General features: G+C 43.7%; 15 protein-coding genes, 1 other RNA gene and 1 other annotated feature. Of the genes, 12 read left to right on the top strand and 4 right to left on the bottom strand.

Translation table 11 applies throughout. The features are described 5' to 3' along the window. Positions 1 to 75: 75 nt before the first annotated feature. A complete protein-coding gene (locus tag N0M92_RS08240; RefSeq protein ID WP_260285291.1) occupies positions 76 to 1,845 on the bottom strand; it encodes an SH3 domain-containing protein in 1,770 nt (589 codons plus the stop codon). A 129-nt stretch (positions 1,846 to 1,974) separates the two neighbouring features. Between N0M92_RS08240 and N0M92_RS08235 the strand changes: the two genes are divergently transcribed. From N0M92_RS08235 to ssrS, 4 genes are all read left to right on the top strand, one after another. Continuing rightward, the gene (locus N0M92_RS08235; RefSeq protein WP_034308777.1) at positions 1,975 to 2,148 is read left to right on the top strand and encodes a hypothetical protein; all 174 of its coding nucleotides are present in this window, start codon (positions 1,975 to 1,977) and stop codon (positions 2,146 to 2,148) included. Positions 2,149 to 2,226: 78 nt separating this feature from the next. After that, positions 2,227 to 2,464 (top strand) — a binding site (T-box leader). 97 nt (positions 2,465 to 2,561) lie between these two features. Next, positions 2,562 to 3,833 (top strand): histidine--tRNA ligase, encoded by a 1,272-nt coding sequence (gene hisS, locus N0M92_RS08230; protein WP_260285290.1) that lies wholly within the window; start codon positions 2,562 to 2,564, stop codon positions 3,831 to 3,833. Positions 3,834 to 3,845: 12 nt separating this feature from the next. Next, on the top strand, positions 3,846 to 5,615 hold the full coding sequence (gene aspS, locus N0M92_RS08225; RefSeq protein WP_260285289.1) for an aspartate--tRNA ligase: 1,770 nt from the start codon (positions 3,846 to 3,848) through the stop codon (positions 5,613 to 5,615). An 86-nt stretch (positions 5,616 to 5,701) separates the two neighbouring features. Further along, positions 5,702 to 5,887, top strand: a non-coding RNA gene (ssrS, locus tag N0M92_RS08220) — 6S RNA. 22 nt (positions 5,888 to 5,909) lie between these two features. On the opposite strand, the gene N0M92_RS08215 is transcribed toward ssrS, so the two are convergent. Together N0M92_RS08215 and N0M92_RS08210 are read right to left on the bottom strand one after the other, a co-directional pair. Beyond that, on the bottom strand, positions 5,910 to 6,182 hold the full coding sequence (locus N0M92_RS08215; RefSeq protein ID WP_260285288.1) for a hypothetical protein: 273 nt from the start codon (positions 6,180 to 6,182) through the stop codon (positions 5,910 to 5,912). Then, positions 6,179 to 6,682 (bottom strand): hypothetical protein, encoded by a 504-nt coding sequence (locus tag N0M92_RS08210; protein ID WP_260285287.1) that lies wholly within the window; start codon positions 6,680 to 6,682, stop codon positions 6,179 to 6,181. The genes N0M92_RS08215 and N0M92_RS08210 overlap by 4 nt, the downstream gene beginning before the upstream one ends. Before the next feature lie 122 nt (positions 6,683 to 6,804). On the opposite strand from N0M92_RS08210, the gene N0M92_RS08205 reads away from it, so the two are divergent. From N0M92_RS08205 to N0M92_RS08170, 8 genes are all read left to right on the top strand, one after another. Further along, on the top strand, positions 6,805 to 7,776 hold the full coding sequence (locus tag N0M92_RS08205; RefSeq protein WP_260285286.1) for an NERD domain-containing protein: 972 nt from the start codon (positions 6,805 to 6,807) through the stop codon (positions 7,774 to 7,776). 320 nt (positions 7,777 to 8,096) lie between these two features. Continuing rightward, positions 8,097 to 9,203, top strand: coding sequence for a M20 family metallopeptidase (locus N0M92_RS08200; RefSeq protein ID WP_260285285.1), 1,107 nt, complete (start codon positions 8,097 to 8,099; stop codon positions 9,201 to 9,203). Between the two features lie 111 nt (positions 9,204 to 9,314). Then, entirely contained in the window at positions 9,315 to 10,076 is a 762-nt protein-coding gene (locus N0M92_RS08195) for a tRNA threonylcarbamoyladenosine dehydratase (RefSeq protein ID WP_260285284.1), read from the top strand. 185 nt (positions 10,077 to 10,261) lie between these two features. Beyond that, positions 10,262 to 11,449 carry an ABC transporter substrate-binding protein gene (locus tag N0M92_RS08190; protein WP_260285283.1) on the top strand — a complete coding sequence of 396 codons (1,188 nt, stop codon included), beginning with the start codon at positions 10,262 to 10,264 and terminating at the stop codon, positions 11,447 to 11,449. A gap of 76 nt (positions 11,450 to 11,525) precedes the next feature. Then, positions 11,526 to 12,404, top strand: coding sequence for a branched-chain amino acid ABC transporter permease (locus tag N0M92_RS08185; RefSeq protein WP_260285282.1), 879 nt, complete (start codon positions 11,526 to 11,528; stop codon positions 12,402 to 12,404). A gap of 13 nt (positions 12,405 to 12,417) precedes the next feature. Next, positions 12,418 to 13,389: a branched-chain amino acid ABC transporter permease gene (locus tag N0M92_RS08180; RefSeq protein ID WP_260285281.1), complete on the top strand. Its 972-nt coding sequence runs from the start codon at positions 12,418 to 12,420 to the stop codon at positions 13,387 to 13,389. Then, entirely contained in the window at positions 13,364 to 14,143 is a 780-nt protein-coding gene (locus N0M92_RS08175) for an ABC transporter ATP-binding protein (protein ID WP_260285280.1), read from the top strand. Before N0M92_RS08180 ends, N0M92_RS08175 begins: the two co-directional genes overlap by 26 nt. Continuing rightward, positions 14,143 to 14,850 (top strand): ABC transporter ATP-binding protein, encoded by a 708-nt coding sequence (locus tag N0M92_RS08170; RefSeq protein ID WP_260285279.1) that lies wholly within the window; start codon positions 14,143 to 14,145, stop codon positions 14,848 to 14,850. The genes N0M92_RS08175 and N0M92_RS08170 overlap by 1 nt, the downstream gene beginning before the upstream one ends. Positions 14,851 to 15,018: 168 nt before the next feature. Here N0M92_RS08170 and N0M92_RS08165 read toward each other — a convergent pair whose 3' ends face one another. After that, complete coding sequence (locus N0M92_RS08165; RefSeq protein WP_260285278.1) at positions 15,019 to 15,510, bottom strand: DinB family protein; 492 nt, start codon at positions 15,508 to 15,510, stop codon at positions 15,019 to 15,021. Positions 15,511 to 15,927: the final 417 nt, after the last annotated feature.

The raw sequence follows: 15,927 nt of genomic DNA, 5'->3' as shown, positions 1-15,927 counted from the left end.
CTGCAGCGGCAGGTTTTTTTTGTTGGGGTGAGAGAAGAAAAGCCAGCTTCGATGCGAAGCTGGCTTTTCTTCTCTTTATTTAAAATACCGCGCCAATCCATTATAGATGGCCGATGTGACTTTTTCTTGATATTCATTCGATGTTAACGTCAATTCTTCCACTGGATTACTTAAATAACCTAGTTCAATGAGTGTAGCCACCCGTTTATTTTCACGGATAACATGGAAATTCCCGTAACGTGATCCACGATTGGGCACCTGCATGGTAGAACCGAGTGAATTGGCCAGTGTAGCCGCCAAGGCACGCTGATAGTCATGATAGTAGTATGTTGTTATCCCGCTGGTGATCTGGTCCTTGGTGCTATCATAATGGAGGCTGATGAAAGCATCCGCGTTATGTATATGTGAAGTGCTGACCCGTGAAGGGAGTGGAACATAGGTATTTCCGCTTCTGGTCAGGATCACTTTAGCTCCTGCCGCCTGAAGTTTGTCACGCAGTAATTCTGCCGTTCGAGTCGTCAGGTTTTTTTCAAGTGTTCCACCGACGCCGATTGTACCGCTATCCCTGCCGCCATGGCCGGGATCGATCACAATGGTTTTATCCTTTAAGTATTTCTCAACGCCAGGCCGCTGGATCTGCTCGGGATTCCCTTCGATCGTCACGATCCATCCGGCCACATAAGCTGTTTTTCCGCTCTTAAGTTTAATGGAATACCAGTCGCCTTCCATACCCGATGCGGAGAAAGTTTCACCTGCATTGGCCTGCTTTACAATCTCTGAGTTGCCATCAGGCTCGCTTCTAAGGATCGTACCATCATGAATGATGGTAATCTTGTTTCCTTTTACATCAACCTTCTTTTCCTTCCCCGTTTCTTCAGCACTCTCTTTTTCCAGGTACCAACTCACGACCCAGCCCTTTTTTGAACCGGAGAGCTTTATTTGTGTCATATTTCCCTTTGTTTGCAGAACGGCGTAAGTCTCATCCTTGTTCACCGAACCGATGACCTTGCTTGAGAGAGAGGCTTCTTTCCTGACATTTAAACCCGTAGCGGTCACCCTTGCGGTGGCGCCTGCCGTATTATTTTTCATATCAGCTTTATCTTCGTTTACTTGTATGTAAGATTCAGCTACCCAACCGCGGACTCCTTGGAAATCAATTTCAGCCCATTCATTTTCAACCCTGTAAATGTTCACTGACGTATTTTTATTCAGCTTTCCGAGCGAGGCACTGCTTGTCGATGGTTCCGAACGGACATTGAGCCTATCCACCAAAGTTACACCGGTTTTTACGGATTGATTCGTTTCTTTTTCCTTAGTTGAATCTTTTTTCACTGCATTTCCTGATGCGGCGGGAAGCTTCAAGTAGTCAGATGAGACCCAGCCTTCGATATCAGCCATTTCGACCTTTATCCAATTTTCATTCTTTTCAATGATGTCAACAGCCGTTCCTTTACTTAAGGACCCAACCGTTTGAAATGTAGTGCCGGGACCTGTGCGGACACGGACGGAGCTGCCTGTTATCACGCCTTGTCCGGATTCTTTTTTGATCTGATTGGTTTCAGACCCCGTTTGTTTCTCCACTAACCAATTGGCAACCCATCCCGTTTTGCCGACGCCGATCCGGATTTCGATCCAGTCGCCATCCTCATTCAGAATGGGATACGATTCCCCTTTTTCCAGTTTTTTTACGATAGGGAAACTGAGGCCTGCACCTTCACGGACATTGACCACTTGGGTCGTTACGATATTTTCCCCTTCATCTTTTCCAAAAGCGTGATTGATGGGGAAAATCGCTGAGAATATCAGCATCAGTGTCAGGCTGAATAAACCCGATTTCTTCTTCATAAGTTGTCTCTCCCTTTTAATGTCTATAAGTATGTATTCTCGTTCAATGAAAATTTCCCTCTTTCCCTGTGCAAAAAAACATTTTTTTTGGGAAAGAATAGAGCTTATATAACTCTAGGAGGGAACCACATGAAATTCAGCGAAAAAGATCAAACGAGCTTAAGCGGAGGCAATCAAGTACTGGGTGTCGATTTTCACGATTTCATTCAAAAGGAACAAAGCGCAAACCTTGTTGAATTGGCATCCGAATTCGGGGTCAATGTCCGGACGATCAAAAATTTGAAAAAACGTTTGAACCAATAAAATGCGACAAAATCCTCAGTCTGCCTTGACATTTGATGTTAACGTCCGTATGATTATAAAATATCAGACTTATTACTGCAATAACCAATGATGGAGAAGAGTAATTAAGAAACACATGAAAAGAGAGGAAATGCCGAGGCTGAAAGCATTCCACATGATGACTTAATGAAAGAACCCTCCGTAGGCTTCACTCCGAACGGATTTACTTAATAGGAGATGAACGTAAAACAGGCGTTAACTGTTCTTGAGCGGGGGCACTTTTTCTTGTGCTTCAACTAGGGTGGCACCACGGGATATCCAAACTCTCGTCCCTTGTAACGGATAAGTTACAAGGGGCGGGAGTTTTTTGTTTGGAAAAAATCAGTATAGCGCCGTATCAGAAATGGCGTCTTGCTTTAAAGGAGGAAACACACATGTCTATTCAGATTCCTAGAGGTACCCAGGATTTATTGCCTGGCCAAACGGAAATTTGGCAGTATATCGAGAACACAGCGCGTGAGATTTGTCACCGTTACCAATATAAAGAAATCCGCACACCGATTTTTGAGCATACGGAATTATTTTTACGTGGTGTAGGGGATACAACCGATATCGTCCAAAAAGAAATGTATTCATTTCAGGATCGCGGTGAAAGGAACTTAACCCTTCGTCCTGAAGGCACTGCATCGGTTGTACGGTCATATATCGAGAACAAAATGTTTGGGTGGGCCAATCAACCGGTCAAGCTTTATTATATCGGGCCGATGTTCCGTTACGAACGTCCGCAAGCAGGCCGGTTCCGCCAGTTCGTTCAATTCGGCATCGAAGCTTTAGGAAGCAAGGATCCCGGAATCGATGCAGAGATTCTGTCACTTGCGATGAACCTTTACAAGGAACTTGGTTTGAAAAAGCTGAAACTTGTGATCAACAGCCTTGGTGATAAGGAAAGCCGGACAGCGCATCGCAATGCGTTAATCAAACATTTCGAACCGCGCATCGGCGAGTTTTGCGGCGATTGTCAAAACCGTCTCGAAAAAAATCCTTTGCGTATCCTGGATTGCAAAAAGGATCACGATCACGAATTGATGAACACGGCTCCTTCCATCATTGAATATTTAAATGATGAATCCCGTATTTATTTCGAAAAGGTGAAACAGCACTTAACCGATTTGGAAATCGATTTCGTCGAAGATCCGACCCTAGTGCGTGGCTTGGATTACTATAATCATACCGCATTTGAAATCATGAGTGATGCAGAAGGCTTTGGCGCCATCACTACCCTTTGCGGAGGCGGCCGTTATAACGGGCTGGCTGAAGAACTTGGCGGACCGGAAACACCAGGAATCGGCTTTGCACTTAGCATTGAACGCCTGATTGCTGCCCTCCAAGCAGAAAGCATTGAGCTTCCGATCAAAAAGGGAATTGACTGCTATCTTGTTTCATTAGGTGAAACAGCCAAGGATTATACCGTCAAACTTGCCCATCAATTGCGGAATGCCGGTTTTACCGTTGAAAAAGACTATCAAGACCGTAAAGTGAAAGCACAATTCAAATCAGCCGACCGCCTTGAAGCAAGATATGTGGCGACACTCGGGGATGATGAATTGGCAAATAATAAAATCAATGTGAAGTTCATGGAAACCGGTGAACAAGTCCAAATGGATCTTGCTACATTCGTTGAACAATTCAAAAAGCTACAGGCTTAAGGGGGAAATACCATGTTTGGCAGAACATACTTCAATGGTGAAGTGACAGAAGCAGCTATTGGTGAAAAAGTAACATTAAAAGGATGGGTACAAAAACGTCGGGATTTGGGCGGGGTCATTTTTATCGACCTACGTGACAGAAGCGGAGTCGTCCAAGTCGTTTTCAATCCGGACATCTCGGCAGATGCACTGGCCACAGCCGAAAAGATCCGTAATGAATACGTCCTTGATATCCAAGGAACAGTCATCAAACGTGATGAAGCCAACTTCAATCCGAACGTAACAACAGGGACCGTCGAAGTTCAAGCTGAAAACGTTACAATTTTAAACGAAGCAAAGACCCCTCCATTCATCATTGATGAAAGAACCGATGTATCAGAAGACATCCGCTTGAAATATCGTTATTTGGACCTGCGTCGCCCAGCGATGTTCGAAACGCTGAAAATGCGTAACCAAACAACAAAAGCGATCCGTGATTACTTGGACGGTGAAGGCTTCCTTGATATCGAAACACCTATCCTAACGAAAAGCACACCTGAAGGAGCACGTGATTATTTAGTGCCTAGCCGTGTACACGAAGGTGAGTTCTATGCACTTCCGCAGTCACCGCAAATCTTCAAGCAGCTATTGATGGTATCTGGTTTCGAACGTTATTATCAAATTGCCCGCTGCTTCCGTGATGAAGACTTACGTGCTGACAGACAGCCTGAATTCACGCAAATCGATATTGAAACAAGCTTCATGAGCCAAGAAGATATCATCAACACCGCTGAAAACATGATGGCTAAAGTGATGAAAGACGTAAAAGGATTGGACGTAACACTGCCATTCCCTAGAATGACGTACAATGAAGCGATGGGCCGTTACGGTTCCGACAAACCGGATACACGTTTCGGAATGGAACTTAAAGATGTTTCCGAAATCGTCAAAGACAGTGACTTCAAAGTGTTCACCGGCGCTGTTGCAAACGGCGGACAAGTTAAAGCGATCGTCGTTAAGGACGGAAATGCGGACTATTCCCGTAAAGATATTGATGCATTGGCTGAATTCGCAGCGATTTACGGTGCAAAAGGCCTTGCATGGCTGAAAGTTGAAGAAGACGGCGTAAAAGGGCCAATCGCCAAATTCTTCGCAGAAGATCAAGAGCAATTAGTATCTGCATTGGAAGCTGAAGTGGGCGATTTAATCTTATTCGTCGCAGATAAGAAAGGCATAGTCGCCGATGCACTTGGAGCACTTCGCAACAAGCTTGGTAAGGAAAGAGGCTTGATCGATCAAAGCAAATTCAACTTCCTATGGGTGACGGACTGGCCATTATTTGAATATGACGAAGAAGAAGGACGCTACTATGCAGCACACCATCCATTCACAATGCCATTCCGTGAAGACATGGACAAACTGGAATCAGACCCAGCAAGCGTCCGTGCACAAGCATATGACCTTGTCTTGAACGGCTACGAACTTGGCGGTGGATCACTGCGGATATTCGAACGCGACGTTCAGGAAAAAATGTTCAAAGTACTTGGATTCTCCGAAGAAGAAGCAAACGCACAATTCGGCTTCCTAATGGATGCATTCGAATACGGAACGCCGCCACACGGCGGGATTGCCCTTGGACTGGACCGCATGGTCATGCTGCTTGCAGGCCGCACGAACCTTCGCGACACCATCGCGTTCCCGAAAACAGCAAGCGCAAGCGACCTGCTCGTTGACGCACCAAGTACTGTAAGTGACAAGCAATTGGCCGAACTTAACCTAAGACTTGCTGCACTTAAAAAATAATTCATTTGGAAAAAATATGAAAAAATACCTAGGTGTTTTTTCTTGAAACAGTGTTAAGCATTATGATATGATGTCTTCAATAAGTAAGAGTCCTGATGTGTTCGTTCTTTAACCTATAAGTTTTGACCGAACACTTATAGTTACCGGGAGCACTAGTTTCCTGGCCGCGTAAAAGCCTCCCTCGAAGAGGACTTACAAACGCGAGGAACCGAGCACCCACCTGCGGAGAGCGGGTTCAAAACAAAGGCGTAAACGGCACAATTGGGACTCTTACACCTTACAAAGCAACTCATGTTAAACAACATGGGTTTTTTTGTGCGTCAAAATGGTTAACTCACGAGTAAATGGCGTAAACTCACGAGTAAAAGACGAGAATTCACGAGTAAACAGCGTAAACTCACGAGTAAAAGGTGAGAATTCACGAGTAAAAGACGAGAATTCACGAGTAAATGGCGCGAACTCACGAGTAAACAGCCTAAATTTACGAGTAAAACGCAAGTTCACGAGTAAACAGCGTAAATTCACGAGTAAATGGCACAAACTCACGAGTAAACAGCGTAAATTCACGAGTAAAACGCAAATTCACGAGTAAATAGTGCAAAATCACGAGTAAATAGTGCAAACTCACGAGTAAACGGTGAGAGTTCACGAGTAAACAGTGTAAACTCACGAGTAAAAGGTGAGAATTCACGAGTAAACAGCATAAACTCACGAGTAAATGACGAGAATTCACGAGTAAACAGCATAAACTCACGAGTAAACAGCGTAAACTCACGAGTAAATGGCACAAACTTACGAGTAAATGGCGTAAATTCACGAGTAAATGACGAGAATTCACGAGTAAATGGCACAAACTCACGAGTAAAAAGCGTAAATTCACGAGTAAATGGTGCAAACTCACGAGTAAAAGACGAGAATTCACGAGTAAAACGCAAGTTCACGAGTAAATGGTGCAAACTCACGAGTAAACAGCGTAAATTTACGAGTAAAAGACGAGAATTCACGAGTAAACAGCGTAAATTCACGAGTAAATGGCACAAACTCACGAGTAAACAGCGCGAACTCACGAGTAAGCTACAAATCTCATGAATTAAACAGTGCAAACTCACGGTAAAACGACTGATTTCATTTCCTGGCAGGAAAAAAGGGCATTTACAAAGAAGCTAAAGGAGAAGGAGTTGATGTATGGATGCTAAAACCGTGTGAAATGCCTATGAAAATGCTCAAACTGGAGGCATTAAGCAGGAGGCTCTCAGCCAATCATCCAAAACAGGAAAGAATCAGGAACGACTTCCAGAAAATCCGTGCAGGATATAACGGGGAGCGGAGTATCGGAAAAGAGCTGAAGAATCTTCCGAAAGAATATTGTGTATTTCATGATTTGAGATTAAGTTGCGATGGGAGCCGATATTTTCAAATGGATTTCCTAATATTCACCCGGAATTACGGTATCATCATTGAAGTGAAAAATTTTGCGGGAACGCTCTATTTTGACCGCACCTATCCCCAATTGATTCGGACAAAAGATGGACAGGAACAGGCATATCTGGATCCGCTAATCCAGGTTGACGTGCAAAAATCCCGATTAAATGATTGGCTTACTTTTAACAATTTCCCCTCGTTGCCGATTGAAACGCTCATTGCCAATGCAAACTCGAATACCATCATCAGGACTACCCCAGGTTTTACCCCCATTTTCAAAAAAATCACGGGAAAAGAAACTCTATTAACCAAAATTCACACTCTTGAAGAAAAGTATCCTTCTGAGCTATTAACCCAAAGGCAGAGGAATAGACTTTCGAACACGATTCTGCATAAAAACACTCCTCATAATCCTGATATCCTCGAATTGTATCAAATTGATGAGCAAGATCTGCTCAAAAGCGTTCAATGTCCTGAATGCTCTGCTCCCCATATGCAATATCACTGGGGCAAATGGGCATGCAGTCAATGTTCTTACGCCGCGAAAGATGCCCACATTCAAACTCTTCGTGATTTTGCTCTCCTCATAAAACCCAATATAACAAATAAACAAGCACGGCTCTTTTTACAAATCGATTCAATTGATATCATGCAACGGATGCTATCTGCACTGGAATTGCCTTATTCGGGGCAATTTAAAAATAGAGTTTATAAACTTGATGGATTAATTCACGAGTAAACAGCGTAAACTCACGAGTAAATGGCGGAAATTCACGAGTAAACAGCGTAAACTCCGAGTAAATGACGCAAATTCACGAGTAAATGACGCGAACTCACGAGTAAATGGCGGAAATTCACGAGTAAACAGCGCAAACTCACGAGTAAAAACCCAAAACTAACGAAAAAATCCCAAAAACCATCGAATAAACTTAAATTCCCCCATTTAAGTAACATTCCGCAATATAGATTCGTAAATTATAGTAAGGTTGAGCGATAGTCAGCCAAGGATAGAAAGTAGTGAGGGCTTTGAAAGATTTATTGTATGCAAAGAGGATGGAAATGCTTCAATTAGTGGAGCGGCTAGTGAATATAGATAGTGGTTCTCATACGAAAAAGGGTATTGATGAAATTGGTTCGATTTTAAAAGCGAAATTTGAAAGTCTGGATTTTATTGTGAATACCGTTGAGCAACAGAATCATGGCAATCAGCTGGTCATCCAGCATCGTGATGCGCATCAACCGCGTATTCTGGTCGTCGCCCATATGGATACGGTTTTTCCGGAAGGCACAGCGCAAAAACGTCCTTTTAAAGTGAAAGGAAGTCGGGCATACGGTCCTGGTGTAGCGGATATGAAGTCCAGTTTGGTTGAGCTTTTTTATGCGATCCTTTGCTTGAAACAGACGGGGCAGACAGGCTATAAGCATATCCAAATCATTCTTAATAGTGATGAGGAGATCGGATCTCCGTCGTCCGCTTCACTCATATCCGAAAAAGCGGCCAATAAGAAGTTCGCGTTAATTCTTGAACCGGCTAGGACGGATGGTTCTCTTGTCACGGCAAGAAGGGGCTGCGGTCAGTTTAAAGTGGATATCGTCGGGGTGGCTGCCCATTCAGGAATCGAACCGGAAAAGGGACGAAGTGCGATTGAAGAATTGGCCCATAAGATCATTGCCTTACACCGATTGAATGATCAACAGAAAGGAATCAGCGTCAATGTTGGCATGATTGAAGGAGGTTCCGCTGTCAATACGATCGCTTCCCATGCGGCTGCTTTTGTGGATGTGCGGATTTCGGAAAAAAAACAGGAAGGCATCATCCTCCAGCAACTGAAAAAAATCTGTGCTGAAACCTATATTCCAGGAACGAAAACGACATTAAGCGGGAAAATGGACCGGTCTCCCATGGAAAAGAATGAGAAAACGAACTTGCTTTTAGAGACGATCCGTCAGGCCGGGAAGGAAATCGGCATCGAGATCACTGATACGGCCACGGGTGGAGGTTCGGATGCTTCCATCACGTCTGATTTGGGAATTGCGACAGTGGATGGGCTGGGGCCAATTGGAGGTAATGCACATAGTGAAGAGGAGTATTTGGAAATTCCAAGCCTGACGGAAAGGACTCTCCTATTGGCAACCGTCATTCAAAAATTATCAAAAATGACCTAGTGCACCAATTCCGATTAGACTGCTCATATTTCGCTTGTCATTAATGATGTTTATGATATATTGTTAATTGGGAAGCTAAATAAGAACAGAATTTATTGGAGTTGAATATATATGCTGCATCAGTTTTCACGAAATGAATTGGCAATTGGCAAGGAAGGAATCGATATTCTGAAAAATACGACCGTTGCTGTCCTGGGTGTTGGAGGCGTTGGTTCATTTTCAGCCGAAGCATTGGCACGTACCGGGGTAGGCCGTATTATTCTTGTGGATAAAGACGATGTCGACATCACGAATGTAAACAGGCAGATCCATGCTCTATTATCAACAGTCGGTCAACCGAAAGCGGAATTGATGAAAAATCGCATTCAAGATATCAATCCCGACTGCGAAGTGATCGCTCTTAAAATGTTCTATACAGAAGAGACGTTTGAAGAATTCTTCAGTTATGGCCTGGACTATGTCATTGATGCATCGGATACGGTCATTTATAAGATCCATGTGATGAAGGAATGCCTGAAACGGAATATCAAGGTGATTTCAAGCATGGGGGCCGCTAATAAAATGGACCCGACGCGTTTTCAAATTGCCGATATCTCCAAAACACATACCGATCCGCTTGCCAAGGTCATTCGTACTAGATTGCGTAAAGAGGGCATACCAAAGGGAATTCCCGTTGTTTTCTCCGACGAAAGCCCTATTGTCATTCGTGAGGATGTCCGAAAAGAGGTCGGCAATGATGAGGCAAAAATCCGTAAAGCCCAAATGCCACCGTCTTCGAACGCTTTCGTACCATCCGTTGCAGGTTTAATTGCAGCAAGCTGGGTGATCAATGATATATTGAAAGACATTGAAGTTCGCCGTGTAAATGATTGATAAAAAAAAACTGACTCTATAAAGGGTCAGTTTTTTTTGTCGAATAGTAGATATTCCTTTTAATAACTTTTTTATCCATATCATATAGACGGGGTCGAAAGAATGAGATACACTATTTTCAGAATATTGTTTTTATTCAGATATTCTGTTTATTTAAAAGAACACACAAAACAAGGGGGTTTCAAATGAAGAAAAAAAAGCTAGCAGGAGTGTTTCTATCACTTTCATTGGTTGCAGGGGCGCTGGCAGGTTGTAGCGGCGACTCGAAAACTAGCGGTTCAGGCGGAGGTTCTTCAAAATCGGATGACACAATCAAAATTGGGGCCAACCTTGAATTGTCTGGAGGTACGGCATCATTCGGCCAATCGGCTGCAGATGGTTTGAAACTGGCCATCGAAGAGATTAATAAAGAGGGCATCAATGGTAAGAAACTGGAAATCGTTAAGGTTGATAATAAATCAGATGCAGCAGAAGCTACAAGCGGTTCGATCAAGTTAGTCAGCCAGGACAAGGTTGTGGCTGTAGTCGGATCTGCGACAAGCACGAATACATTGGCACAGGTTCAAGTCGCACAAGATAATAAAGTTCCTCTACTCACACCAACTGCAACAAATCCCGACATTACCAACAAAGCTGGAAAATTAAATGATTATGTGTTCAGAACTTGCTTTATCGATCCATTCCAAGGTACAGTGGCAGCCAATTTCGCATCTGACGAAATTGGGGCAAAGACGGCTGCGATCTATGTGGATAGCGCAAGTGATTATTCTAAAGGACTGGCCGCGGCTTTTAAAGAAGCGTTCACTGCCAAGGGCGGTAAAATCGTAGCGGAAGAAGCTTATGTAACGAAGGATACTGATTTCCGCTCTACATTGACACGTATCAAATCCGCAAAACCGGAATTCGTTTTCCTTCCTGGTTATTATGAAGAAGTCGGATTGATCTTAAAACAGGCACGTGAAGACGGCATAGACCTTCCATTCATGGGCGGGGACGGCTGGGATTCCCCGAAGGTCGTTGAAATTGCCGGAGCGGATGCTTTAAAAAATACCTATATCACGAATCACTATTCCCCGGAAGATGAAGATGCCAAAATCCAGGATTTCGTTGCAGCTTTCGAAAAGGAATACGGTAAAACACCGGATGCCTTTGCAGCACTTGGCTATGACACTGGGTACTACCTGGCCGATGCCATCAAGAGATCTGGAGATGCATCCCCTGAAAAAATCAGAAAAGCATTGGAAGATGTCAAAGATCTTAAATTAGTTTCCGGAACACTGAACCTTGATGAAAATCATGATCCGATCAAATCGGCGACCATTCTGGAATATGTAGATGGCAAACAAACCTTCAAGACAAAAATCAATCCATAATACCTAACGTGGATAGGGGGCAAGTTCCCCCTATTCTATATTCACTTAAAAAACACCTTAACGGGGAGAGTGCAATATGGAACTGATTCAGCAATTGGTAAATGGCATTTCACTCGGAAGCATTTATGCTTTGATCGCGCTTGGTTATACGATGGTATATGGAATCGTCAAGCTCATAAACTTCGCCCATGGAGACGTATTCATGGTCGGTTCATTTGTAGGGTTTTACGCCATTACCGTAATGGACTTATCCTTCATCCCGGCTTTATTGATTTCGATGTTCACATGTGCCATCTTTGGCGTTTTAATTGAACGCATTGCTTATAAACCCCTTCGTAATGCAACACGGATTGCGGCCTTGATAACGGCCATCGGTGTTTCCCTTCTTATAGAAAATGGGCTGATTTACATCCGGGGCGCCCAGCCGGAAGCCTATCCAAATAATGTCCTTCCGATGGATAAACTCGATATATTGGGAGTTTCCATCAGCAGTCAATCGATATTGATCTTATCTGTTTCCATCATATTAATGATCATCCTACAATTCGTTGTCCATAAAACCAAAATCGGCAAAGCGATGCGTGCCGTTTCATTCGATTCCGAAGCGGCAAAGCTGATGGGAATCAATGTGAATAATACGATTTCAGCAACGTTCGCGATAGGTTCGGCCCTTGCAGGGGCGGCCGGTGTCATTTTTGGAATCTACTATATTAAAATCGAACCATTGATGGGTGTCCTTCCTGGCCTTAAAGCATTTGTTGCAGCCGTCTTGGGCGGCATCGGTATCATTCCGGGAGCGATGGTCGGCGGTCTGCTGCTTGGAGTGATCGAAGCTTTGGTCAGTGCAGCCGGTTACTCATTATGGCGCGATGGTGTGGCTTTCGTCGTACTTATCTTGATTTTGATTTTCTTGCCGCAGGGACTGTTCGGTAAAAATAAAAGAGAAAAAGTATAGGGGAGACATGGCGATGACTACTTTAAAGAATTCAAAGGGTTTTTGGCTCTCGATCGTGCTCGCACTTATTTTTTTCGGAATCATGCAGTACACCATTTCAAACGGTATCCTCAATCCATTTTATATCAACACGCTCATGTTCATCGGCATCAATATCATGCTGGCGACGAGCCTTCATTTAATCATTGGAATAACCGGGCAGTTTTCGATCGGACATGCAGGTTTTTTAGCGGTTGGGGCCTATGCCTCCGCAGTCATGACAATGAAGCTGGAACTTCCTTTCATCATAGCAATATTGGCTGGGGGCGTCATCGCAGCTGTTGCGGGTATGGTGATCGGGATTCCCAGCTTGCGTCTGAAGGGGGATTACTTGGCGATAGCTACCCTTGGATTTGGGGAAATTGTCCGGATCGTCCTTTTGAATATTGACTATGTAGGCGGGGCAAGCGGGATGCAAGTATCCCACCTGACCACTTGGCCATGGGTTTTTGCTTGTGTCCTGATCACCGTCTTAGTGATCAGGAATTTCACCAATTCGACTCACGGGCGTGCATGCATATCCGTAAGGGAAGACGAAACGGCGGCAGATGCGATGGGAATCAATACGACCTATTATAAAGTGGCGGCTTTCGTCATCGGAGCTTTTTTTGCCGGAATTGCCGGGTCGCTGTATGCCCATAATTTTTATATTATCCAGCCATCGAATTTCGGTTTCCTGAAATCCTTCGATATACTGATTTTCGTCGTACTTGGCGGTCTTGGAAGTCTTTCAGGCTCGGTTTTATCCGCAATTCTATTGACGATCGTGACGACATTCCTCCAGGATTATCCGGAAACGAGGATGATCATCTACAGTCTTGTCCTGATCCTGATGATGATTTTCCGCCCACAGGGTTTAATGGGAACAAGAGAAATCACATCATTGTTCAAACATAAAAAAGCGAAAGGGGGCAAAAAGGATGGAAGCCACAATACCGTTGCTTAAAGTGGATTCGGTGGGTATCCGTTTTGGCGGATTGAAAGCGGTGTCCGATGTGAACGTCGAATTATTTCCAGGGGAACTAGTTGGCTTGATCGGACCGAATGGAGCCGGGAAAACGACCTTCTTCAATTTATTGACGGGGGTGTATGTTCCTACAGAAGGAACGATTGCCTTGAACGGGGAAAATCTAAATAAGCAGCCGCCATATAAAATTACCAGGAAAGGGATTTCGAGGACCTTTCAAAATATTCGCCTCTTCAGTGAGTTATCCGTGATCGATAACGTGAAGGTTGCTTACCACTCGCTTGCCAAGCATGGAATGGCAAGCTCCATATTCCGGGTGCCGGGACACTTTTCCGGGGAAAAGGAAATGAATGAAAAGGCGCTGGAATTCTTGAGGATATTCAACCTTGATCATTTTAAGGATGAAAAAGCGAAGAATCTTCCATACGGACAGCAAAGGCGGCTGGAAATTGCCCGTGCTCTTGCCGCCAATCCGAAACTTCTTTTACTGGATGAACCCGCAGCTGGGATGAACCCGCATGAAACGAAAGAATTGATGAACCTCATTGCTTTTATCCGGAGGGAATTCAATCTTACCGTTTTGCTCATCGAACATGATATGTCATTGGTCATGGGGGTATGCGAGCGGATTTATGTCCTTGATCATGGACAGCTTATCGCTCACGGAAAGCCGGAAGAAATCCGCAACGATCCAAAGGTTATCGAGGCATATTTAGGGGAGGAGGTTTCCTGATGCTGAAAATAGAGGACATCAATGTTTATTATGGCAATATCCAAGCGTTGAAAGAGGTTTCCATGGAGATAAACGAAGGGGAGATCGTGACTTTGATCGGGGCGAACGGGGCGGGGAAAAGCACGTTGCTCAAGACGATATCCGGCCTGTTAAAACCAAAGCAAGGTAAAGTTCTGTTCGAAGGCGATCCGATCGGAGGAAAAGCAGCCCAGTCCATCGTGAAAATGGGCATATCCCATGTACCTGAAGGGCGCCGCGTCTTTGCTAACATGACGGTTGCCGAGAACCTGGAACTTGGGGCCTATTTGCGAAAAGACAAAGAGAATATTAATAAAGACATGAAAAAGGTCTATGAGTTATTTCCGAGACTGTTGGAGAGAATCAAACAGCAGGCTGGCACGCTTTCAGGCGGAGAACAGCAGATGCTTGCAATGGGCCGGGCTTTAATGGCGAAACCGCGTTTATTATTGCTCGATGAACCTTCGATGGGGCTTGCACCGCTTCTGGTGAAGCAAATATTCAACATCATCCAGGAAATCAGTGAGTCCGGCACAACGATCCTTTTGGTCGAGCAAAACGCCAACCTTGCCCTATCCATTGCAGATCGGGCTTATGTCGTTGAAACGGGCCGGATCGTCCTCTCGGGCAATGCGGATGAACTCACCTCAAGTGAAGAAATAAAAATGGCCTATTTAGGAGGCCATTGAACCGCCGTTTGGCCGTTTGAGTTTGTAGACCAAAGGAGTTGTATTTAAATTTCAGGCTTTGTTAAGCAGTATTTGTCGTTTTTTAGGTATAAAATATGGGAACGTCCGATTTGGACGTTCCCGTTCTTATTCCATTAATGGAATAACTGTAAAGCTAATGGAGCTTTTTTAAAAGCTGCGTTTTTCTGGCCAAGCTCCCTGCATTTTACTAAGGAATACAATTTGCCCAATATGATATGCGTCGTGCATGGCTAAACTCTTCAGTTCAAGCACTAATGGATTATCTCCTGGAATCTGTCTATACAAATCTTCATGTTCTGATTTTGCTAGTATTTTTCCAAGTTCACGATGAACATAAAAGTATTCTTGTTTTGTTTCCTTCCAATTTTCTAACGTCTCAGTTGGTAATCGAAATGTAGAGTCATTATTTTCTGCCTGTGGTTCATTCGCTGTTTCACCAAGAAATCGCATCAGATATCTCTTTTCAAAGAAAAGTAAATGACAAACTAATTCCCAAATGGAATTCATTGCCCCATCAGCTGGTTTCCAAATTGCCTGTTCAAAAGTGATGTCTTCTAGCACTTTTTCAAGTGGTGGAAACCAATCTTCTTCATCTAAGCAGCTTGCCCATTGTTGTGACAAAAGTGTCTTTACATCCATTTTCCATTCCCCCCAATTTAATCCCTTTGCTCAAAATTCATTTGCGGCGTGTTGTAGATAGCTAACTAACTAATTAAGGTGTCATGCCAATCTCTTGTTCAATTAAACTGCCCCTTTAACGGAACAAGGAATGTTCCGTTATTTGAAAAATTCTGACAACCTTAGTTTATTATAAGCTGTGTTAACTGAGAAAGAACAACTGTCTAAAACCATTTTCGTAAACGCCATTTGGCGTTTTTTTGATTGATATGCATAATATGCAGGGAGATGAAAGCAAGGGATATTCATGCATTATTTTATACATCCAGTATAGTATTATTCAATTTTGATATAGGAATTAAGACTAAAAAACAACGATAAAACTGGGTTTAATTCCCTACCAATATACTTGTGTTTTGGTAAAAATGGAAGTAATAG

This window comes from Peribacillus aracenensis (assembly GCF_025175645.1).
In the GTDB taxonomy this organism is placed as follows: domain Bacteria; phylum Bacillota; class Bacilli; order Bacillales; family DSM-1321; genus Peribacillus; species Peribacillus aracenensis.
This window is presented reverse-complemented; position numbering and strand designations above follow the sequence as displayed.